General features: G+C 72.7%; 9 protein-coding genes. 1 reads left to right on the top strand and 8 read right to left on the bottom strand.

Annotation, left to right across the window (positions count from 1 at the left end; genetic code table 11):
* Positions 1–25: 25 nt before the first annotated feature.
* The 3 genes from NQV17_RS17410 to NQV17_RS17400 are packed head-to-tail and all read right to left on the bottom strand — an operon-like array spanning position 26 to position 15,761.
* Positions 26–1,051 carry a GNAT family N-acetyltransferase gene (locus NQV17_RS17410; protein ID WP_257773182.1) on the bottom strand — a complete coding sequence of 342 codons (1,026 nt, stop codon included), beginning with the start codon at positions 1,049–1,051 and terminating at the stop codon, positions 26–28.
* Positions 1,041–6,065 carry a non-ribosomal peptide synthetase gene (locus tag NQV17_RS17405; protein ID WP_257773181.1) on the bottom strand — a complete coding sequence of 1,675 codons (5,025 nt, stop codon included), beginning with the start codon at positions 6,063–6,065 and terminating at the stop codon, positions 1,041–1,043. Before NQV17_RS17405 ends, NQV17_RS17410 begins: the two co-directional genes overlap by 11 nt.
* 9 nt (positions 6,066–6,074) lie before the next feature.
* Positions 6,075–15,761 (bottom strand): non-ribosomal peptide synthetase, encoded by a 9,687-nt coding sequence (locus tag NQV17_RS17400; RefSeq protein ID WP_257773253.1) that lies wholly within the window; start codon positions 15,759–15,761, stop codon positions 6,075–6,077.
* A 272-nt stretch (positions 15,762–16,033) separates the two neighbouring features.
* On the opposite strand from NQV17_RS17400, the gene NQV17_RS17395 reads away from it, so the two are divergent.
* Positions 16,034–17,770: a cyclic peptide export ABC transporter gene (locus NQV17_RS17395; protein WP_257773180.1), complete on the top strand. Its 1,737-nt coding sequence runs from the start codon at positions 16,034–16,036 to the stop codon at positions 17,768–17,770.
* 222 nt (positions 17,771–17,992) lie between these two features.
* Here NQV17_RS17395 and NQV17_RS17390 read toward each other — a convergent pair whose 3' ends face one another.
* From NQV17_RS17390 to NQV17_RS17370, 5 genes are read right to left on the bottom strand one after another with little or no spacing between them, the layout of a single operon-like run.
* Positions 17,993–19,033 (bottom strand): ABC transporter substrate-binding protein, encoded by a 1,041-nt coding sequence (locus tag NQV17_RS17390; protein WP_257773179.1) that lies wholly within the window; start codon positions 19,031–19,033, stop codon positions 17,993–17,995.
* A complete protein-coding gene (gene fhuF / locus NQV17_RS17385) occupies positions 19,033–19,836 on the bottom strand; it encodes a siderophore-iron reductase FhuF (RefSeq protein WP_257773178.1) in 804 nt (267 codons plus the stop codon). The genes NQV17_RS17390 and fhuF overlap by 1 nt, the downstream gene beginning before the upstream one ends.
* Positions 19,833–21,935, bottom strand: coding sequence for a Fe(3+)-hydroxamate ABC transporter permease FhuB (fhuB, locus tag NQV17_RS17380; protein WP_257773177.1), 2,103 nt, complete (start codon positions 21,933–21,935; stop codon positions 19,833–19,835). Before fhuB ends, fhuF begins: the two co-directional genes overlap by 4 nt.
* The gene (locus tag NQV17_RS17375) at positions 21,932–22,783 is read right to left on the bottom strand and encodes an ABC transporter ATP-binding protein (protein WP_257773176.1); all 852 of its coding nucleotides are present in this window, start codon (positions 22,781–22,783) and stop codon (positions 21,932–21,934) included. The genes fhuB and NQV17_RS17375 overlap by 4 nt, the downstream gene beginning before the upstream one ends.
* Positions 22,773–23,792, bottom strand: a complete 1,020-nt coding sequence (locus NQV17_RS17370; protein ID WP_257773175.1) for a TauD/TfdA family dioxygenase — start codon at positions 23,790–23,792, stop codon at positions 22,773–22,775. The genes NQV17_RS17375 and NQV17_RS17370 overlap by 11 nt, the downstream gene beginning before the upstream one ends.
* Between the last annotated feature and the right edge of the window lie 20 nt (positions 23,793–23,812).

Below are 23,812 nucleotides of genomic sequence, written 5' to 3'. Positions count from 1 at the left end.
CTCCCTTGTCGGTGAAACCGGCCCGTCAGACGTGACGGCCGGAGAAGAAGGTCTCGCGCAGCGTGCGCATCCACAGCGGCTGCCCGTCGGCGAGCGCCAGGCGGCGCTGCCGCGCGAAGCCATGCCGCGCGAGGGTATCGACGACCCGCGCGCGGCCGGCCGGGACCGCGCAGCCGACCGCTTCGGTGCGCGGGTCGTCGAGAAACAGGTAATGCACGACGGACGGCAGCCAGCCCGCCACGCAATGCGGGCCGCGCCAGCGTGATGCGCCGACCAGCATCCGCAGCCCGCGGTCGTAGTCGCTCGCGCCGACGTGCGGCGCGAGCGGGTCTTCCTTCAGCCAGTACGCCTCGACGTACGCGAACGGTTCGCCGTCGAAGCAGCCGACGAGCGGGCTCACGTGCGGATCGGCATCGGGCGCCGTGCCGTGCGCGCCGGGCTGCGTGCCCGGCCAGCCGTCGCGCACGCGCGGCTCGTCGAACCAGTGCGCAAGGCGCGCGGCATCCTCGCCCGGCTGCCAGCCGCGCAGCGTGAAGCGCACGCCGAGCGCCGGCAGGTCGCGTGCATACACGTCGCCGCGCGGCGCGGGCGGCCGGCGCGGATGACGCCGGCCGTCGGTCAGCATCGGCAGCGTCGCGCACGGCAGATGCGCGCCGACGCGCCACAGATCGGCCTGCTGGGCCCAGCCCTCGCGCATGCACCGGCCGCCGTCGGCCAGCACGCCGCTCGCGCGCAGCGCATCGAGCGCGACCGCCGGCCACGCGGCCGGGTCGAGCCGGATCGCCGCGTGGCGCGCGCTGTCCGAAAACGCCGCGGCGAGCGCGGCCAGCAGCGCGCGGCGCTGGTCGGCCGGCGCCGCGCGATGGTTGTAGGCGACGAGGCGCAGCGCGCCGTCGTCGCCGAGTTGTGCACGCAGCAACTGCGCGCCGATGCCGTCGCCCTGTGCGACACGGATCTCCGTGCCGTCGCGCACCGCGAACAGGCCGCCCGCGAACGCGAGGCGGTACGTATCGAGCATCGTGAATCCGTCCGGGCGCACTTCAGCCAGCATCGCGCACCTCCAGTCGCGTGTGCGCCACTGCGTCGAGATGCGTGCCGAGCGCCGCGAGCGTCGGCGACGCGAACACGTCGGCCACCGTCAGCGCGTGACCGGCGCGACTCGCCGCATCGACGAAACGCACGACGTCGAACGACGTCGCGCCAGCCTCGAACAGATCGGCATCGGCCGCGGGCGCGGCCGTCGCGAACGTGTCCGACCACAGCGCGGCGAGCGCGGCAGCCGTGTTCGGCGCGCGCGATGACGCCGCGGCATGGGTCGCGTTACCGGCCGGTGCGACCGCGACCGCTGCCGGCGCGGCAAACAGCGCATCGGGCACGCCGAGTGCCGCTTGCGCCGCACCGGCAAAACGCGCGACTTCGTCGTGGTAAAGCTCGACGAGCGCATCGACGAAGCGGCCGTCGAGCAGTTCGTCCGCATAGGAGAACGCGGCGCTCACGCGGCCGTCCGGATGCTCGACGACGTCCAGCTCCAGCGTGAACACGACGCGATGACGCACGTCGTCGAAGCCGGCGAGCGTCAGGCCGGCCCAGTCGCGTTCGGCCGCGCCGGTCGGGCGCAGGTAGTTGAACATCACCTGGAACAGCGGATTGGCCCGCGCGGCACGCGGCGCGCGCAGCGCCGCGACGACGTCGGCGAACGGCACGTCGGCATGCGCGTACGCGGCGAGCGCCGTGTCGCGCACCTGTGCGAGCACGTCCGCGCGGCAGGCCGTGGAATCGAGCCGCGTGCGTACGACCACCGAATTGATGAAGAGACCGAGCGCATCGCGCGCCGCGTCGCCCGTCAGCTCGCGCGTCGATGCCAGCACGCCGACCGGCTGGTCGGCCGCGCCGGTCACGCGGAACAGCGCGGTATTGAGCGCCGCATGCAGCAGCATCGGCAACGTCGCGTGCGACGCCGACGCGGCATCGCGCGCGGCACGGATCAGCGACGCGTCGAACTCGAACGCGATGCGCGCCGCACGCCATTGCGGCACGGCCGGCGCGTCGGCGCGCTGCGGCAGCATGGGCGGCGGCAGGTCGGCCAGCGCGTCGCGCCAGTACGCGACGCGGGCCGGATGGCACGGCGCGGGTAGCACGAGCGGCGTGTTTTCTGGCGTCGTTGTCGTTGTCGTTGTCGTCGTCGTCGACGCCGAAGAGCCCGGGGCCGCTTCGCCGCGCACGAGCGCGACATAGCGCGCGCGCACCGCGTCGAGCCACAGCTCGATCGATTCGCCGTCCGACACGATGTGATGGATCGTCACCGACAGCACGTGATCGTCCGCGCCGAGCCGCAGCACGCGGGCGCGCCACAGCGGCGCGTCGGCCGCGAGATCGAACGGCGCGAGCGCATCGGCGCCGGTCAGCGCCGCCGCGCGCGCGAGCGCGTCGGGCTGCGCGGACAGGTCGACGACCGGCAGCGCGACGCTCACTGCGGCGTCGATCCGCTGGCCCGGCAGCATGCCGTCGCGCGCGACGAGCCGTGCGCGCAGCGCCGGGTGCGCGGCCTCCGCCGCCGAGAATGCCGCGCGCAGCGCATCGACGTCGAGCGGGCCGCGCACGCGCAGCGCGACCGGAATGTTGTATGCGGCGCTGTCCGGCTGCGCGCGCCACAGGAACCACAGGCCGAGCTGTGCAGGCGACAGCGGCCACACGCCGTGCGCATCCGGTTTGACCATCGCGACGCCCGGCGCCGCGGCGCCGGCGTGCGCGGTGCGCGGCGCATCGGCCACCTGGCGCGCGTATTGCGCGAGCACCGGCGCTTCGAACAGCGCGCGCACCGGCACGTCGCGGCCGAGCCGCTCGGCAACGCGCGTCGCGACGCGCACCGCCGCCAGCGAATGGCCGCCGAGTTCGAAGAAGTGATCGCCGCGGCCGACGCGCTCGACGTTCAGCACGTCGCGCCAGATCGCCGCGAGCGCGGTTTCGTCGCCGTCGTGCGGCGCCTCGTAAGCGCGTTCGACGCGCACCGGCGCCGGCAGCCGCGCCCGATCGACCTTGCTGTTCGCGTTGCGCGGCAGCGCGTCGAGCACGATCAGCTGCGCGGGCACCATGTAGTCGGGCAGCGTGCGGCGCAGATGTGCGTCGAGCGTCGCGGCCTCCACCGGTTGCGCGGCCGCCTGCGCGTCGGCGGTCAGTTCGACGTAGGCGACGAGCTGCGCCTGCGCGCCCTGCCCGTGCACGACCGCGCACGCTTCGCGCACCGCATCGTGCGCGGCCAGCTGGGCCTCGATCTCGCCGAGTTCGATGCGCAGCCCGCGCAGCTTCACCTGGTGATCGACGCGGCCGATGAAGTCGAATACGCCGTCCGCGCGCCGCCGCACGAGGTCGCCCGTGCGATACAGGCGTGCGCCCGGCGCGCCGTACGGATCGGGCACGAAGCGCTCGGCCGTCAGCGCGGGACGGTCGAGATAGCCGCGCGCGACGCCGATCCCCTCGCCGCCGAGGTACAGCTCGCCGGTCACGCCGACCGGCAGCGGATGCAGCCGCGCGTCGAGCACGTGCGCGGTGCGCGCGCCGACCAGCGTGCCGATCGGCAGGTACGCGGCGTCGCCGAGCGTCGCGAGATCGTCGCCGGGACGGAACATCCACAGCGTCGGCGTGATCACGGTCTCGGTCGGGCCGTAGCCGTTGACCACGCGCACGTTCGGCATCGCGCGGCGCAACATCGCGAACGCTTCGCGCGACGTCGCCTCGCCGCCGACGGTCAGCGAGCGCAGCGTCGGCGGCGCGCCGTGCACGAGCGCCCATTCGGCGAGCTGCGCGGCGCAGCCGGGCGGCACGTAGGTCATCGTCACGCCGTCGCGGACCATCATCGCGCAGGTCTGCGCGGGCGGCCACAGCACGTCGGCCGTCACCGACACGGCGGCACCCGACAGGTACTGCGAAAACCAGCCTTCGTGCGCGCCGTCGAAGTTGACCGACTGGAACAGCAGGAACACGTCGTGCTCGCCCGCGCCGTAGCGCTCGGCGATCGCCACGCAATGCCGCGCGAACGCCGCGTGATCGACGACCACGCCCTTCGGCTTGCCGGTGGAGCCGGACGTGTAGATCGCGTACGCCGCATGGCCGGGCAGCACGTCAGGCAGCGCGACGTCGGCCGCTTCGTCGAGCGCGTCGACTTCGTCCGCGCGCCAGACGCGCAGCGCCGGTAGCTCGGGCAGCGAGGCGGCGCTCGCGGCGTCGGTCAGCACGTGCGCGATGCCCGCGTCGCCGACGATCTGCGCGAGCCGTTCGCGCGGATGCGCCGGATCGAGCGGCACGAACGCGGCGCCCGACTTCAGCACCGCGATCAGCGCGACCAGCAGGTCGACCGAACGCTGCAGCGCGACGCCGACGCGCATCTCGGGCCGCACGCCGGCCGCGACAAGATTGCGTGCGATGCGGGCCGCGCGCGCGTCGACCTCGCCGCGCGTCAGCGCGCGATCGATGTCGGCGACGCCGCGTGCGTCGGGCCGTGCGTGCGCGTGCGCGGCGATCCGTGCATGCACCGGCACGAACGGTTCGGCTTCGGCCGCGCCTGCCGGCGCATTCCACGCGAAGAGTTGTGCGAGCTCGTCGGCCGGCAGCCAGTCGAGATCGCCGATCGGCATGTCGGGGCGCGCGAGCGCATCGCCGAGCAGCGTGACGAAGCGCGCGGCCAGCCGCGCGATCGCGTCGCCGTCGAACAGGTCGAGCGCATAGATGAATGCGGCGTCGAACGTGCCGTCGGGCGTCGCCTCGACGGCAAGCGTCAGGTCGAATTTCGCGGAAGGCGTGCCGGACGGCAGCAAGGTTGCCGATGCCGAGCCCAGCGCCGGCAGCGCGCGGCGCTCGCCGTACGCGGCCATCACCTGGAACAGCGGATGGTGGCTGGCGCTGCGCGGCACGCCGAGCGCGTCGACGACCTGCTCGAACGGCACGTCCTGGTGCATCTGCGCATCGACGAGCGCGCGTTGCGTGCGCGCGACCAGCGACGAGAAATCGCCGTGCGCGGGCACGTCGACATCGATCGCGAGCGTGTTGACGAAAAAGCCGATCAGGCCGGCCGTTTCCGCGCGCTCGCGGTTCGCGGCCGGCACGCCGACGCAGATTCGCGCATCGCCGGTCGCGCGCGCGAGCAGCGCGTCGAGCGCCGCGAGCAGCACCGCGAACGGCGTCGCGCCCGACGCGGCCGCGAACGCGCGCAGCCGCGCACCGGTGTGTGTGTCGAGGGAAAACACGTGACGTGCGCCGCGTGCGCTGCGACGCGCGGGCCGTGCGGTCGCGCCGGGCAGCGTCAGCACGCCGCGTTGCGGGTCGAGGCGCTCGCGCCAGAACGCCAGCTGCCGATCGCGCTCGCCGGCATCGAGCCAGCGGCGTTGCCACAGCGCATAGTCCGCGTACTGGATCGGCAGCGGCGCGAGCGGCACCGGCGCGCCCGACGCATACGCGCGATAGAACGCCGCGAGTTCGAACAGCATCACGTCCGACGACCAGCCGTCCGACACGATGTGGTGAACGGTCAGCGCGAGCCAGTGATGCGTCGCGTCGAGACGGATCAGGTGTGCGCGCATGAGCGGCGCCGCGCCGAGATCGAACGCGGCGGCTTCGTCGGCGGTCGCGATGCTTTCGGCGCGTGCCATGCGCTGCGCGTCGGGCAGCGCTTCGAGACCGGTCTCGCGCCACGGGCAGCGCAGCGGCGGATGGATCGTCTGCGCGACGCCGTCCTCCGCTTCGTCGAAGCTCGTGCGCAGCGCTTCATGGCGCGCGATCAGCGCATCGCACGCGAGCCGCAGCGCGTGCGCGTCGAGCGGGCCGGTCAGCGCGAGCCGCTCGGTGATGTGATACGCGTCCGGCGCGTCGATCAGCCGCGCGTGCAGCCACAGTCGCGTCTGCGCGAACGATGCCGGCACGCGGTCGCCGCGCGGCGTGCGCGGCGGGATCGGCAGCATGCGAAAGTCGATGCCGGCCGCGCCGAGCTTGTCGATGAACACCGCGCGCTGCGCGTCGGGCAGTTGCGCGAAACGCGTCGCGAGCGCGAGCCAGTCGGGTTGCAGCTTCGTCATCCGTCGTCCTTATTGGGTTTCCAGTTCGCCGAGCAGCGCGTCGATCGCGCTCGCCGCGTCGGTCGCGCCGCGCGCCGCGCAGGCCGCATCGATCGCGTCCGCGCAGCGTGCGAGCGTGCGGGTGTCGAACAGCGTGCGCAGCGGCAGCGCGAGGCCCCAGTGCAGGTTCGCCTGCGCATGGGCTTGCGTCGCGAGCAGCGAATGGCCGCCGAGCTGGAAGAAATCGTCGTCGCGGCCGATCGCGTCGACATGCAGCACGCGTTGCCAGATCGCCGCGAGCGCGCGCTCCGTGTCGGTCGCGAGTTCGCTGGCCGCGGCCGCCGCGCGCACCGGTGCGGGCAACGCATGGCGGTCGCACTTGCCGTTCGGCGTGACCGGCAGCGCGTCGAGTTCGATCAGCTGCGACGGCACCATGTAGGCCGGCAACTGCGCGCGCAGCGAATCCAGCAGGGCCGCACGGTCGAGCGGCCCCGCGTCGCCGCGTGCGACATAACCGATCAGCTGCTCGTCGCGCACGATTACGACCGCGTCGTGCACGCCGGGCGCTGCGCGCAGCAGCGCCTCGATTTCGCTCGGCTCGATCCGCTGGCCGCGCAGCTTCACCTGCGTGTCGACGCGGCCGAGGTAGTCGAGCGCGCCATCGGCGCGACGTCGAGCGAGGTCGCCGGTGCGATACATGCGCGCGCCCGGCACGAACGGGTCGGGCACGAAACGCTCGGCGGTCAGCCCCGGGCGGCCGAGATAGCCGCGCGCGAGCCCCGCGCCGGCCAGATACAGCTCGCCGGTCGCGCCAGCCGGCACCGGCTGCCAGGCCGCGTCGAGCACGTGCAGCTGCAGGTTCGCGATCGGATGGCCGATCGGCACCGCGAATGCGTTGGCGTCGTCAGGGCCGCAGGTCCAGTGCGACACGTCGATCGCGGCTTCCGTCGGCCCGTACAGGTTCACGAGCGTCGCGTTCGGCAACAGCCGCGCGACCTTCGCGACGAGTTCCGGCGCGAGCGCCTCGCCGCTCGCGACGATCAGGCGCACGCTGTCGCATTGCGCGGCGGCCTGGAAATCGTCGAGATACGCGGCGAACGCGGCCAGCATCGACGGCACGAAGTGCAGCACCGTCACGCCGTGCGCATGGATCGCGGCCGCGAGGCGGCCCGGATCGCGGTGGTCGCCGGGCGCGGCGATCGCGAGCTTCGCGCCGCTCGCGAGCGGCCACACGAATTCCCACACCGACACGTCGAAGCCGAACGGCGTCTTGTGCAGCACGACGTCGTCGCGCGTCAGCCGGTACGCGTGCTGCATCCACGCGATCCGGTTCGCGAGCGCGCCGTGCGAGTTGCCGGCGCCCTTCGGCTTGCCGGTCGAGCCGGACGTGTAGATCAGGTATGCGAGCTGGGCGGCGTCGATGTCGGCGGCGGCATCGCCCGCTTCGCCGCCATCGTTCGCTTCATCGGCGAGCAGATCGGCGACCGTCAGCAACTGCGTCGTCGCATCGTCGCCGAGCGCGGCCTCGACTCGCGCGCGCAGATGGGCCTGCGTGATCGCGACCGCGGGCCGCGCGTCGCGCAGCAGGTACGCGATGCGCTCGGCCGGATAGTCGGGGTCGACCGGCAGGTACGCGGCGCCGGCCTTCAGCACGCCGACGAGCGCCGTCACCATGTCGAACGAACGCTCGACGCACAGCGCGACCGGCGTGTCGGGCTGCACGCCGCGCCGGCGCAAGGCGGCGGCGACACGCGTCGTGTTCCCGTCGAGTTCGCGATAGGTCGCGCGTTGCACGTGGCCCTGGGCATCCGCATATTCGAGTGCGATCGCATCGGGCGTTGCGCGTGCAGCGTCCGCGAATTGCAGATGCAGCGGTTGCCGTTGCGCGTCCGGCCAGCTCCGTGCGGTGTCCTGCGCGCGGGCCATCGCGTCGCGCGTCGCGTCGTCGGCGATCGACAGCGTGCCGAGCAGCGCGTGGGGCGTGCGGGCCAGCGCATCGAGCGCGCACGCGAACGCGCGGTGCCAGGTCTCGACCTGGTGCGCATCGACGCGCGCGGTGTCGTAGCCGTAGTCGATCGTCAGCTCGGCGCCGCTTTCGATCACGAGCGTCAGCGCGAAATCGGTCGACTCGATGCTGCGCACGCCGCTCAGCGCGAGCGCACGCGGATCGGCATCGCGCGCCGTGTCGTCGACGGGATAGTTCTCGAACACGACCAGCGTGTCGAACAGTGCGCCGCCGGCGCCGCGCGCCCAGCGCTGGATGTCGGCGAGCGGCGTATGCGCATGCTCGGCGGCGGCCGCGTTCTCGCGCTGCAGACCTTGCAGCCAGTCGGCCGCGCGTTGTTGCGGCGCGGGTGCCGTGATCACCGGCAGCGTGTTGATGAAGAGGCCGAGCACCGTGTCGACGTCCGCGAGCGCATCGGGACGGCCCGCGACGGTCGCGCCGAACGCGACGGCCGGCTGGTGCGTCATGCGCTGCAGCGCGAGCGCCCACGCACCCTGCACCAGCGTGTTGACGGTCAGCTTCAGCGCGCGCGCCGTGTGCGCGATACGCGTCGTCGCGGCCGCGTCGATCGTCGCGCGCCACGTGACCATCTCGGCGTCCGCGCGGTCGGCCACACGCTCGGCGATCAGCGTCGGCGCGTCGAGACGCGCGAGCCGCCCGGTCCAGAAGCGTTCGTCGGCGTCGCGGTCGCGCGTGCCGAGCCACGCGATGAAGTCGCGATAGCGCAGCGCCGGGCGGCTCGCGAACGGCGACACCGCGTCGGGGTCGCGATAGTCGCGCAGCACGTCCGCGAGCAGCCGCGCGGTGCTCCAGCCGTCGAGCAGCACATGGTGGCGCGTCCACACGACGCGCCACGCGTCGTCCGTCACGCGGATCAGCGTGAGCCGCATCAGCGGCGGCTCGCGCCAGTCGAAGCCGCGTGCACGGTCGGCCGCGAGCCACGCGTCGAAGTCGGCGTCGAGCGTGTCGCCGCGCGTACGCCAGTCGAGTTGCTCGACCGGCATCCGCGCATGGCGATGCACGCATTGCAGCGGTGCGGCCTCGTCGGGCATCACGCTGGTGCGCAGGATGTCGTGACGTGCGACCGATGCGGCGAACGCGGCCGCGAGCCGGTCGGCATCGAGCGCCGTCGCGGTCGCGACGAGCTGGTTCACGTAGCTCGCATGACCGGGCGCGAACAGCGCATGGAACAGGATCCCCTGCTGCATCGGCGACAACGGATACACGTCGTCGATCGTGCGCCAGTCGAGCGGCGCGCGCTCGATCGCGGCCTGCGTGAGGCCGGCGGCCTGCGCGAGCGGGAAGTCGCCTGGCGTCGCGCCGCCGCCGCGATGCGCGACACGCGATGCGCATGCGTCGGCGAGTGCGCGCAGTGCGGCCGCATAGCGTTCCGCGAGCGCATCGATCGTCGCGCGCTCGAACTGCGGCGCGCCATATACCCAGTGAACCTTCAGCGTACGTGCGCCGTCGCGGTCGGTATCGAGGTATGCATGGATCGCGAGCGTATTACCGAGCGGCCCTTGCGGATCGCGCTCGATGCCGGTGCCGCCGAAGCGCGGCACGAGCGCTGCGTCGCGCGGTGCGTCGAACTGGCCGAGATAGTTGAACGTGACGCGCGGACGCGGCACGGCGGCCAGCGCCGCCCGCGTCGCCGCGTCGCCGTAATGCGCGAGCACGCCGAAGCCGAGCCCCTTGTGCGGCACCGCGCGCAGCGTGTCCTTGACCGCGCACAGCGTGTCGCGCGCGGTGGCTTCGACCGGCAGCGTGACCGGATAGTGGCTCGTCAGCCAGCCGATCGTGCGGCTCGCGTCCGCATCGTCGAACAGCGCCTCGCGGCCATGCCCTTCGAGTTCGACGCGGCACGACGCGGCGCCGTCGGCACCGGCCAGCGCCAGCGCGAGCGCCGCGCCCAGCAGTTCGATCGTCTGCGTGCGATACGCGGCGTGCGCGTCGGTCAGCGCGGCGCGGGTCAATGCCGCGTCGATGGTCTGCACGACGACGGCCGCGTCAGCGTTCGTCGCCGGTGCGTCGGGATGATCCGGCACCAGGTCGTCGCCCTGTGCCATGCCGGCCCAGTAAGCCGCTTCAGCCGCGAACGGCGATGCCGGCTCCGTCGCGGCACGCGCGAGGCGCGCGGCCCACGCATCCGCGCGCAGGCCCGGCTGCGACAGGCGAACGGGCGTGCGCTCGCATGCGGCGCGATACGCGGCGTCGAGGTCGTCGAGCAGGATGCGCCACGACACGCCGTCGACGATCGCGTGGTGAATCGCCAGATACAGCCGCGCCGCGCCGTCCGGCAGCCGCGCCGCGCATGCGCACGCGAGCGGCCCGCGGCCGAGGTCGAGGCGACGCTGCAACGCATCGAAGCGCGCCAGTGCGTCGGCTTCGTCGCGCGCGGCGACTTCGACGAACGGCAGCGCGTCGTACGGTTTCGGCGCATCGCTCGCGTGCCACTTGCCGTCCGCGCCACGCGCGAAGCGCTGGCGGAATGCGTCGTGATGGGTGAGCAACGCGTCGAATGCACGCGCGAATGCGTCGGCGTCGAACGGACCGCGCACGTCGAACGCGACCGACTGGTTCCAGTGGCCCGGATGCGGCACGTCGAGCGCGAAGAAGCGCTGCTGTGCAGGCGTCAGGACCGCTGCGGAAACCGTTGCGGACCAAGCCGGCGCGGTCGATGTCGATGTCGTTGCGGCGGCAACGTCCTCGATCTTCGCGATGCGCGCGAGTTCGGCGACCGTCGGGCCGTCGAACAGCTGCTTCGGCGTGAAGCGCACGCCGCGCTTGCGGGCGCGCGCGATCACCTGCAGCACCAGAATCGAATCGCCGCCGAGTTCGAAGAAATTGTCGTCGCGGCCGACGTGCGGCGTCTTCAGCACCGCTTGCCAGACTTCGGCGAGCGCCGTTTCGACGGGCCCCTGCGGCACATCGCCGGCGGCCACCGCCACCGGCGATGCGGCCAGTTCGCGCAGCGCCGCGCGATCGAGCTTGCCGTTCGCGGTCACCGGCAGGCTCGCGAGCGCGACGAACTGCGCGGGCACCATATAGTCGGGCAACGTCGCGCCGAGCGCCGTGCGCACGGCCGCTTCGTCGAATGCCGCGCCGTCGCGCATCACGACGAAGGTGGCGAGCCGCAGGCGGGCGTCGTGCTCGATCGCGAGCGTCTCGGCCTGCGCGATCGGGCCGGCCGCGCGTACCGCCGCGCTCACCTCGCCCGGCTCGACGCGATAGCCGCGAATCTTCACCTGGTCGTCGATGCGGCCGAGGAACGCGAGACGGCCGTCCGCGCGCAGGCGCACGCGGTCGCCGGTTCGATACAGGCGCGCACCGGCCGCGAACGGATCGGGCACGAAGCGCTCGGCGGTCTGCGCGGGCCGGTTCAGGTAACCGCGCGCCACGCCCGGCCCGCCCAGATACAGCTCGCCCGCCGCGCCGGCCGGCACGCACGCGCCGAACGCGTCGAGCACCAGCGCGCGCGCATTCGGCAGCGGGCCGCCGAGCGGCACGCCGCTCGCGGGGTCGCGCGCATCGGCGGCGCTCGACGCGGTGTCGCACGCGATCGCGCCGACGGTCGCCTCGGTCGGCCCGTAATGGTTGATCACGCGGCAGGCCGGCGCGAGCGTGGCGATTCGCGCGACCAGCGCCCACGTCAGCGTTTCGCCGCCGGTCACGAGTGCATGGCGCGGCAGCACGTCGGCCGGCACGCGCGCGTCGAGCAGCGCCTGCAGGTGGCTCGGCACGATCTTCAGCACGCCGACGTCGCGGCGGCGCATCTCGTCGGCGAACAGGTCCGGATCGAACGCGCACGCGGCCGGCAGCAGGTGCAGCGCGCGGCCCGCGCACAGCGCGCCGAACAGCGTCGTGTGGCCGAGGTCGGCGGCAACCGTCGACACCATCGCGAACGACGCGTCCGGTGCGAACGCGAGTTCGTCGAGCATCCCCTGCACGTAGTCGGCTAGTGCGCCGTGCGACACGACGACACCCTTCGGCGTGCCGGTCGAACCCGACGTATAGATCAGGTATGCGCCCTGTTCCGGATGCGGCGCGACGCGGATGCCGGCCGCATGCGCGAGCGTCGCGTCCTGCGCGAGCGTGTCGACGTCGAGCGGCTGTGCGGCGCTGCCGGCCGGCCACGCGGCCCCGTCCGGCTGCGGCGCGACGAGCGCCCAGCGTGCGCCGCAATCGGCGGCCGCGGCCACGAGGCGCGCGGCCGGCTGGGCCGGGTCGAGCAGCACGGCCAGCGCGCCGGCCTTCAATGCGCCGAGCAGGCCGACGACGAAGCGGGCCGAGCGCTCGATGCAGACGATGACGGGTGCTTCGGCCGTCGCGCCGCGCAGTTTCAGCGCATGTGCGATACGGTTCGACGCATCGTCGAGTTCGGCGAACGTCAGCGACGCCGATGCATCGGCGAGTGCGACGCGATGCGGATACGCGGCGGCCTGCCGCGCGAACGCGGCGACGATGTCGGCGTGTTCGAGCTGCAACACACGACCGTCGCGCGGCTGGCGCGATGCCGGCGACGCATCGCACGGCAGCGCGGCCGTCGCGCAGTGCGGTTCATGTGCGGCTGACGCGACGAGCGCCGCATAGCTGTCGAGCCATGCGCGCGCGGTGTCGGCATCGATGCAGTCGGTCGCATAGGCGGCGACCAGTTCGATCCCGTGCGCGTCGTCGGTGAAATCCAGTGCGAAGTCGAAGCGCGCGGCGAGATCGGGCCCCGGCGTCGCAACGGCGGTCGCGCCCGGCAGCACGCAGTCGTGCCGCGCATCGAACTGCTGCGCGAATTTCACGCGCAGCCATTCGTCGCCGCGCCTGACGGGCGGCTTCACCGCATCGACGACGCGCTCGAACGGCACGTCCTGGTGCGCGACCGCGTCGAGTGCCGCCGTACGCGCCGCGTCGACCAGCGCGCGGAACGGCAGCGTCGGCGCCACGCGCACGCGCAACGCGACCGTGTTCAGGAACAGGCCGAGCAGCGCGCGGGTTTCCGGGCGCTGGCGATGCGCGACCGGCACCGCGACGACCACGTCGGTCTCGCCGGTCAGGCGCGACAGCCATGCGTCGAGCGCGGCCAGCAGTACCGTGAAGACCGTGGCCTGTGCGTCGCGCGCGAGACGCCGGACGTCCGCCGCAACCGTGTCGGGCAGGCGAACCGACACGCGTGCGCCCTGCAGCGTACGCGTCGCACCTGGCTTCCGATCGACCGGTAGCGCGAGCGGGCCCGGCACGTCGCGCAAGGCGTCGCGCCAGTAATCGAGCTGGCGCTCGCCTTCGCCGCCGGCGAGCATGTCGCGCTGCCAGTCCGCATAGTCCGCGTACTGGATCGGCAGTGGCGGCAACGACGGTTCGCGGCCTTCCGCATACGCACGGTACGCGGCCGACAATTCGTCGAATGCGCAGCGCGAGCTCCAGCCGTCGGTGATCGCGTGGTGCGCGGTCAGCAGCAGCCGGTGGCGATCGTCGGCGAGCACGACGAGCGTCGCGCGCAGCAGCGGCCCGTTCGACAGATCGAACGGTGCGCCCGCGTCGCGCTCGGCGATACGCGCGGCTTGCGCGTCGCGAGCGGCCGGCGGCTGGTCGCGCAAGTCGAGCGTCGCGATCGGAACCGGCAGACGGGCATGGATGCGCTGCATCACGATGCCGTCGTCGTTGTCGACGAGCGTCGTGCGCCACGCGTCGTGCCGCCCGATCACGTGATCGAGCGCACGCTGCAGCGCAGCGCGGTCGAGCGCGCCGTCGATCGTCCAGTGCGCGGCGATGTGGTACGCGGCGCTGGCATCGCGCGTTTGCGCGAGCACCCAGAAGCGTTGCTGTGCGAGCGATGCGGCACGATCGACATGCGGGGCACCCGATGCGGCGGCTTCGGCCGGTGCATGGCGTGCGGCAATCGCGGCCAGCGGCTCGCCCGTTTCGCGCTCCGCGCGATCGACGTGCGCGGCCAGCTCGGCCAGTGCCGGATCGGCGAACAGCGTGTCGAGCCGCAGGTTCACTCGCCACGCGGCGCGGATCGCGGCCTGCAGCTGCATCGCGGCGAGCGAATCGGCGCCCAGCGCGAAGAAGCGGTCGTCGCGCGACGGCGTCGCGTCGAGGCCGAGCAGCGTCTGCCAGAAGCCGGCGATCTGCGCTTCGGTCGGCGTGCGCGGCGCGGCGCCGGCGGGTGCTTCGGCGTCGCGTGCGGCAGCGCTGCGCTCGCGCAGCGCGGCACGGTCGAGCTTGCCGTTCAGCGTGTACGGCAGCGCATCGCAGCGCACGAAGCGGTGCGGCTGCCACGCGGCGGGCAATTGCGCGCCCACGTGCGCCTTCAGCGCCGCATCGTCGACGGCCGCGCGCAGCGCGACGCACGCGATCAGCCGCGTCGGCCCGTTGTCGGTTTCGGCGATCACGGCCGCGTCGGCCACTGCCGGATGCGTGCGCAGGCACGCGGCGATTTCCGCGGGCTCCACACGCACGCCGCGCACCTGGACCTGATCGTCGAGGCGGCCGAGATAATCGAACGCACCGTCGGCGCGCAGGCGTGCAAGATCGCCGGTGCGATAGACGCGGGCACCGGGCTCGCCGTGCGCATCGGGAATGAAGCGTTCGGCCGTCAGCGCCGGGCGGCCGTGATAGCCGCGCGCGAGACACACGCCGCCGAGCAGCAGCTCGCCGCCCTCGCCGGCTTCATTCGGCTCGCCGGCCGCGTCGCCGTCGATGCGCGCGACACGCGGGCCGATCGCGCGACCGATCGGCAGCGACGCATACGCATCGTCCGCCGCCAGCGCGGGCATTTCACCCGGCTCGACCGGCCACAGCATCGGCGAGATCACGGCCTCGGTCGGCCCGTAGCCGTTGATCAGGCGCACCGACGGGAACGTGCGGCGCACGAATTCGAATGCCTGTTGCGGCAGCGCTTCGCCGCCGAACGCGAGCACGCGCAAGGCCGGCGGCACGCCGTCGCGCGCGGCGACGGCCGCGAATTCGCGCAGGTAGGCCGGCGGAAATGCGGCGACGCTGACCGCTTCGCGCACCATCAGCGCATGCGCGGCGTCCGGCGCGAACGGTTGCGGTGGCGCGATCGTCACGCTCGCGCCAACCGCGAGCGGCGCGAGCCAGCACTCGTGCGCGGCATCGAAATTGACCGACGCGAAATGCAGCAGGCGGTCGCCGCCCGCGATCGGCAGCGCGTCCGCGAGCGCATCGCAATGCGCGGCGAGCGGGCCGTGCTCGACGACCACCGCCTTCGGCGTGCCGGTCGAGCCCGACGTATAGATCATGTAGGCGGCCGAGCGCGGATGAACGGGCACGTCTTCGTCGTCGACGCAGGCAGCAGCCTCCGCGGAGCTTGCGTCGAACGCGTGTTCGAACGACGCGCCGAGCGCCGCGCGGCCGGCCGCATCGACGACGCCGTGCCGCAGTTGCGCATCGCGGACGATCCAGTCGAGGCGCGCGGCCGGATGGCGCGGATCGAGCGGCACGAATACGCCGCCCGCCTTCAGCACGGCGAGCAGCGCGACGAACAGCTCGCACGAGCGCTCGACACAGACGCCCACCCGCACTTCCGCGCCGACACCGGCCGTGCGCAGTTGGCGGGCAAGGTGCGACGCACGCGCGTCGAGCGCGCCGCGCGACAGGCGCAGGTCGTTCTGGAAAGGCGCGGCGAGCGCAGGCGCGTCGGGCGCGCGGCGCGCCAGTTCGCGGATTCGATGATGCAACGCAGTCGGGAAACTCGTCATGTGCGTGAAGTCCTTCGGTCCGGCCGCTTCGGCCAAGTCTCGGGGCCGCATGGGGCGGCTTCACTGGTGTGACGAACGGCGCGGCCGATTTTTTACCGTTTCGCGCGCAAAACCGGCACGGATGCATTTTTTGAAGCCACGGCTAAATATTTGCGCGGCCCGTTCGTCTATCTGGGAGGAAAGTCGCAAGCGGGCCCGCCCCGCGCGCCGCTTTCGCATCAGTCTTGCCGTTTCCGCAGGGTTTGCCTGCCCTTCATTTACCGACGTTGCCGATGACCGCTGCCCACGAGCCTTCTTCCCCGCCGTCCCTCGACGCCTCCCCCGGCCGCCCCGCGGCCCGCCTGATCCTCGCATTGCTGCGCGAAAGCCGCGCGTCGCTCGCGCTGGCGCTCGTCGCCTGCGTGCTCAACGGCGTCGCGAGCGTACTGCTCGTCGCGACGCTGAACCGCGCGCTCGCGACGCCCGGCGCGGCGCTCGCGTGGCGCTTCGCGCTGTGCGCGGTGATCGCGCTCGTCACGCGGATCGTGTCGGGCACGCTGTTCGCCCGGCTGTCGCAGGACACGATGGCGCGGCTGCGCGTGCATCTCGCGCGGCGCGTCGGCGCGGCCGAGCTGCGCGACATCGAGCGGATCGGCGCGGCGCCCGTGCAGTCGGTGCTGACCGACGACGCGACCAACGTGTCGATGCTGTTCTTCGCGCTGCCGAACCTGGTGATGCACGGCTCGATCGTGTTCGGCTGCCTCGGCTATCTCGCGTGGCTGTCGTGGCCCGTGTGCGTGCTCGCGCTGACCGCGATCGTCGCCGGCTCGCTCGGCTACCACACCGGCGATCGCCGCGCGATCGCGTCGCTCGAGGCGGCCGGCCACGCGCAGGACCGCCTGTTCGGCTATCTCGGCTCGCTGTTCTCCGGCGCGAAGGAACTGAAGCTGCACGACGCGCGCGCGCGCCAGTTCGTCGACGGCCAGCTCGGCGCCGCGATCGGCGAGGTGCGCGACCACCGCCGCCGCGCGTTCAGCGCGTATGCGGTCGGCGTCGGCTGGATCATCTTCCTGTTCTACGTGTTCCTCGGCGCGGCCGCGTTCTGGCCGCAGCTCGGCGTGCATGCCGATGCGGGCACGGCGGCCGGCTATGTCGTCGTGTTCCTGTTCATGCTGGTGCCGCTCGACGGTCTGCTGAACAACCTGCCGACCGTCAACGCGGCGCGCGTATCGCTCGGGCGCATCGAAGGCGTGATGGCCGAATTCGGCGCGCTGCGGACGGTGCCGCCTGCGAGCGACGCACCCGACGTGCCGCCGGCAAGCGCCGTCACGCTGCGCGGCGTCACGCACGCGTATTTCCACGAGCGCGACGAACGGATGTTCCGCATCGGGCCGATCGACCTGACGATCCGGCCGGGCGAGCTCGTGTTCATCGTCGGCGGCAACGGCAGCGGCAAGACGACGCTCGCGAAGGTGCTGACGGGGCTCTACGAGCCGGAGGAAGGCACGATCGAGGTCGATGGCCGCCCGATCGGCTGGCGCGAGCGCGCCGCGTACCGGCAGCGTTTCAGCGCGGTGTTCAACGACTTCCACCTGTTCGATGCTCTGCTCGGCATCGTCGATCCCGACGATCCGGCGCGGGCGCAGGCCGATGCGCGCGCGAACGCGCTGGTCGCGAAGCTCGCGCTCGATCACAAGGTGAAGGTCATCGACGGCGCGTTCTCGAACCGCGCGCTGTCGACCGGGCAACGCAAGCGGCTCGCGCTCGTCGTCGCGTACCTGGAGGACCGGCCGTTCTACCTGTTCGACGAATGGGCGGCCGACCAGGATCCGTCGTTCAAGGCGGTGTTCTACGAACAGTTGCTGCCCGAGCTGCGCGCGCGCGGCAAGGCCGTGATCGTGATCACGCACGACGACCGCTATTTCGGTCTCGCCGATCGCCTGCTGAAGCTCGACAACGGGCAGATCGTCAGTGATACGACGCCCGCGCGGTCACGCGCACGCGATGGTGCGGATGCGCTGAGCGCGTAAGTATCGTCAAACACCTGCCGCCTGCGCGCAGCGGATGCTGCACGCAGGCGGTTTCAGGTTAGAAGAATGGTGAGCGTCGGGAAGCACCGGAAATGTATCGTTCGGTGTACGTAGATGTTTGCGACACCGACGGAATGCGGCGGAATAGGCATTCGCGCAACACGCGCGAGACAATGCAATTCGCGACCACGCCGCCTCACCCGCGCACGACCCGCCGCGCGTTCAGCGCACGGCCGGCAGCTTCAGCATCGTATCGGTCATCACGTCGGCCAGCTTCAGCGCCGACATCGGCCCGCCGAACCCCCAGATGTTGCGCTCGACGAGCGCGATCCTGCGCTCGCGCAGCGCGGGCACGAAACGCCACACCGGCGAATCGAGTTTCGACGCGAGCGGCACGTCCATCCCCGTCGCGGTGACGAACAGCACGGCGAGATCGCGTTGCCGAAGCAGATCGGCGGACGTCACGTAAAGCGTGCCTTCCCGCGTCGGCTTCTGCGGCCACGGGTCGAGCCCGAGCGCGCGCGCGAGGCCGGCCGACGTGCTGTTGCCCGTATAGGCCCAGTAGCGGTCGGGCAGCCCGAGATCCTGCAGCAGCGCGATGCGTTCGCCGCCGCGGCCCGCGGCCGCGAGCCGCGCCGCATTGCGCGCGATCCCTGCGTCGAGTTGCGCTTCGACCGCCTGCGCGCGCGCCTCGCGCCCGGTCACGCGACCGATCGTCCGGAAGATCTGGCGCATCCAGTCGAGCTGCGTGACGGGCACGCCGTCTTCCGACACGTTCGGGCTGAACTGGAACAGGATCGTCGGTGCGATCCGGTCGAGCGCGGCGAAGATCGGCGCATGCCGGAAGCCGACGCCGATGATCAGGTCGGGCTTCACCGCGGCAATCGCCTCGAGCCCCGGCTCCTGCCGCGAACCGATGTCGGTCACGTGCGCGAGCCGCTCGCTCTGGTAGCCGAGCCAGCCCGGATAGAACGCGGTGTCGGCCATGCCGACCGGCACGAGGTCGAGCGCGATCACGCTTTCCGCGAACATGAAGTCGAGCGCGACCACGCGCTGCGGCCGCACCGGCATCGTCGCGCTCGCCTGCGACACGGCAGGGTTGCCGGCGAGCGAGCGGCCCGGTTGCGACGGCATGCCGCCCTGCCCGCCGCGCGCGCCGTCCGCGATCGCGGCGGCCGGCGCGGCCAGCGCGCCGCAGCACGTGGCGCCGAGCGCAGCCAGTGCGCCGAGCGCATGGCGGCGGCCGGCATGCGGTACCGGCATCACCGGATCGCATCCTGCCCGGCCAGCGCCGCGTCGTCCATCGTCAATAGCAGCGGGCAGCTTCCACACAGTTGCGTTTCTCCTGGAATTTCATAGCGCAGGCAGCACACGCGGCGCGCGCGAAACGGCGTCGGCAGCAGCAGCGGCGAGCGCGGTACGGCGTCGCGCACCGGTAGCCGCAGCGGGTTCGGCTCGCCGTCGACGCAGCACGCGCCGAACAGCCAGTCGGCATCGCGAACGGGATCGGCCGCGCACGGCAGCGCGCGGTACGTGTCGAGCAGATAGTCGAGCAGGTTGCCGGCATTGCTCCACAGCACGCGCGGCGTGACGCGGCCCATCGCCGCGAGCAGGTCGATCACCGCGCCGAGATGCGCGACGAGCCCCGCATAGCGCGGCGCAGGTTCGTCGCACGGCGCGCCGAGCGCGTCCGGCGCGACATACAGCGCGGCCGGCATCCCGTCGTCGAGCGCGACGAAGGTGCGCTCCGGCGCCATGTCGAGCGGCCGGCCGAGCGTCAGCGCGGCGACCACGCCGGCGGGCGCCGCGCGGCCGAAGTAGTACTTGCTCCATTGCGACACCAGCGCGCGCGCATGCAGCGCCGGATCGCCGCCGTAGTGGCGGACCATCGCGTCGAGCACCGCATCGCGATGCTCGGGCAGCGCGCTGACCGGCACGACGATCCGGCCCGGCGCGTGCGTGTCGTCGGGCATCCCGAGCCACACGGCGTCGAGATGCGCGGCGAACGGCTCGGGCGCGAACGCGGAGAATCGCGTGGCGCGTGCGCCGTCGAGCGCCGGCGTCATCGCCCCGCGCGCCGGGCGCGGCGCCCCTCGAGGATCAGCAACCCGAGCAGGTAAGGCGCGCCGATCAGCGCGGTCAGCACGCCGGCCGGCACTTCGCGCGGCGCGACGACCGTGCGGGCGGCCAGATCGGCGAGGCCGAGGATCAGCGCGCCGCATGCGGCCGCGAGCCACAGCCGCGTGCGATGCCGGCGCGCGCCGAGCATCGTCGCGACGTGCGGCGCCATCAGCCCGATGAAGCCGACCGGCCCGACCGCCGCGACGGCCGCGCAGGCCGCGAGCGTCGCGATCGTCAGCGCGAGCGGCCGCAGCGCGGCGACCGGCAGGCCGAGCGCGGCCGCCTGGTCGTCGCCGAGCGCGAGCATGTCGAGCGGCCGCGCGAGCCATGCGAATACCGGCAGCGCGAGCACGCACCACGGCAGCAGCATCGACACCTCGCCCCAGCTGCGGCCGTAGGTGCCGCCGACGAGCCAGACGACGAAGCGCGCGGGCTGCACGCTTTCCTGCGTGATCAGCCATTGCGCGAGCGTCGTCCACAGCGCGCCGATCACGATGCCGGTCAGCGCGACCGCGAGCGGTGCGTAACGATGCCGGTGATTCAGCACGAGCGTGATCGCGAGCGACGCCGCACCGCCGCTCAACGCGGCCGCCGCGAGCGTCACGTGCCCCATCAGCGGCCACGTCGACAACGCGAACAGCGTGACGAGCCCCGCGCCCTGCGTGACGCCGAGCACTTCGGGGCCGGCGAGCGGGTTGCGCACGACGCTTTGCATCGCGACCCCGCTCACCGCCAGCAATGCACCCGCGAGGAGCGCGCACAGCAGCCGCGGCATGCGCAGGTCGATCAGCATCCGCGCGACGGCATCGTGACCCGACAGCGCGGCCGACCAGCGTGCCGGCGACAGCCATTCGGGGCCGGCCGACACGCCGACGAACACGACGAGCGCGCCGGCCACGACGAACAGCGCGGTGCGCAGCGGCCAGCCGAGCCGTTCGAGCCAGCCGACCATGCGCGTCGCCCCGCCGCCGGCCGCGCGTTCGGTTTGTGCGTGCAACACGCCCGACCACGCGGCGCCGCGCCGGATCATCGCGAGCATCAGCGGCGTGCCGACGAGCGCGATCGCGACGCCGGTCGACAGCGTCGCGTCGAGGCCCGACGCGAGCACCGCACTGTCGGTGACGAGCACGAGCGCACCGCCCGCGAGCGCCGACAGCGGCACCAGCACGCCGAGCCGCGCCGCGCGTGCGCCGCGCACCTGGCGCAGCAGGTTCGGCGCGACCAGCCCGACATACGATAGCGGGCCCGCGATGCTGACGGCCACGCTCGTGAACGCGACGGCGACGATCGTCGCCGCGAGCCGCGTCGCGTCGACACGCACGCCGGCCGCGGCCGCCGCCTCGTCACCGAGCGCGAGCGGATTCAGCGGCCGGATCACGAACGGCAGCGCCAGCAGCGGCACGATGAGCCAGCGTGCGGCGAGCGCGAGCCCGGTCGCGCCCGGCTGATAGAGACTGCCGTTGGTCCACAGCGCGGCGCCCGCGATGTTCTGCTCGAAGAACGCGAGCACGAGCGTCGACAGCGCCGCGAACAGCAGCATGCAGACGCTGCCCGCGAGCACGAGCCGCAGCGGCGTCGCGCGCCAGCCGCCGGCCGCGACGATCGCGCACGCGGCGGCGACCAGACCGCAGACGAACAGCAGCGGCACCGATGCGACCCCGGCGAGCGCCGGCACCAGCATCGCCGCGAGCAGGCCGAGCTGGGCGCCGCCCGTCACGCCGAGCAGGTCGGGCGACGCGAGCGGGTTGCGCGTGAGCGACTGGAACAGCGCGCCCGCGATGCCGAGGCAGCCGCCCGCGACGAGCGCGGCCGCGACGCGCGGCAGGTTGAGATCGAACAGGAACACGCCCGCGAGCGCGGCCGCGTCGCTGCCCGGCACGGCGTTCCACCACACGCGCAGGTCGGGTGCGACGCGCAGCGCCGCGAGCACGGCGATCAGCGCGACGAGGCCGAGCGCGAGCGCGCCGGCGCGGCGGCCGGCTACCGCACCGTGGCCGCCCTGCCCGCTCGCAGCGAGGCGCTTGCGCATCGCGAACGTCGTCATACGGCGATGTCCCGCTGGACTGCGCGATCGAACGCGTCCATCGTGCCGGATGCCGGCGGCCCGTAGGCCGGCACGCACATCGGTGCGCCCGTCTGCGGATGCGCGAGCTTCAGCATGTCGACGCCGAACGCCGCGCGCAGCCGCGCCGGCTCCAGCATCGCGTCGGGCGAGCCCTGCGCGACGAGGCGGCCGGCACGCATCAGCACGATGTCGTCGCTGTACGCCGCCGCCTGGTTCAGGTCGTGCAGGACCCACACGATCGTCAGCCCGCGCGCGCGGTTCAGCGCGCGCAGCGCGTCGAGGATGTCGAGCTGGTGATGGATGTCGAGATAGGTCGTCGGCTCGTCGAGCAGGACGATCGGCGCCTGCTGCGCGAGCGCCATCGCGATCCACGCGCGCTGCCGCTCGCCGCCCGACAGCGCGCCGACGTCGCGCCCGGCGTCGCCGGCGAGGCCGCTCGTGTCGAGCGCCTCGTCGATCGCCGCATGATCGGCGCGCGACAGCCCGCGCAGGAAACCGCCGTACGCGTAGCGCCCGTACGCGACGAGTTCGCGCACCGTCAGGCCCGACGGAATCTGGTTGAACTGCGCGAGCATCGTGAGCTCGCGCGCGAGCGCGCGGCGGCGAAACGACGCGAGCGGCTTGCCGTTCACGTCGACCTGGCCCGCACGCGCGGGCTGCAGGCCCGCGAGCGTGCGCAGCAGCGTGCTCTTGCCGCAGCCGTTCGGGCCGCACAGCGCAGTGACGCGGCCGGCCGCGATCGACAGGTCCAGCCCGTCGATCACGACATGGTCGCGATAACCCACGCTCAGCCCGCGCGCGGCCAGCGCGGCGGTACTACGCGTCATCGGTCCTCCGTTCGGTCGCGCGCGGGACCGTGTAACTCTGCGCCATCGCGACGACCACCTTGCGCGGCCCCTCGAACGGGTCACGTGCGTGCGCGGTCAGCATGTTGTCGAGCATCAGCACGTCGCCCGTCCGCCACGGGAACACGATGCGCTGGCGGTCGAGCACGCCGCGGATCTCCGCGAGCGCGTCGGCTTCCAGCGGCGCGCCGTCGCCGTAGTACACGTTGCGCGGCACGTTCTCGAGCCCGACCGCGTCGACGAGCGCTTCCTGCATGTCGTCGTCGAGCGCGGACAGGTGAAACAGGTTCGCCTGGTTGAACCACACGCGCTCGCCCGTGCGCGGATGGCGCGCGACGGCCTGGCAGCGTTCGCGCGTGCGCAACAGCAGTTCGCCGTCGTCGTCGGTGCGCCATGCGCATTCGATCCCGCGCGCCGCGCACATCCGCTCGACCTCGGCCGGCTCCTCGGTGCCGAACGATTGCTGCCACGGCAGGTCGAGCCCCTGGCCGAAATTGCGCACGTACAGCAGCTCGCGCTGCTCGAAGCGCGCGATGAGCGCCGGATCGAGCGCGCGATAGACGGCGCGGCTGTCCGCGATCGGCGTCGCCCCGCCCTTCGGCGCCGCGAGCGCGCAATGAAACCAGATCCGCAGCGGCCACTCGCGCGTGTACGACTGCTCGTTGTGCAGCGGAATCGCGCGGTGCGGCGGGTATTCGGTCGACGTGTAGACGGCGCCCTCGACCTGGCTGCGCGGCGTCGACGCGTATTCATAGCCGATCAGCGGATCGCCGAACGATGCCGCGAACCGCTGGAACGCATCGATCGACGGCACGTGAAAGCCCGTGAACAGCACACCGCCCGCCCGTTCGAGCGTGTCGGCCGCGATCGCATGCGCGAGCGGCGCGATCTCGTCGATCGAAATGCCGTCGGCGCTGCGCGGCGACACGACGGTGGGCAGCCCCGGCTCGATACGCAGGTCGTCGAGCGTCGGCAACGAAAGCAGGGTCATGCAACGTCCTCTTCAGGTGA

The organism is Burkholderia sp. SCN-KJ (assembly GCF_024656005.1).
Classification (GTDB): domain Bacteria; phylum Pseudomonadota; class Gammaproteobacteria; order Burkholderiales; family Burkholderiaceae; genus Burkholderia.
Note: the sequence above shows the minus strand (reverse complement) of the source record. Positions and strands in the feature narration are given on the sequence as shown.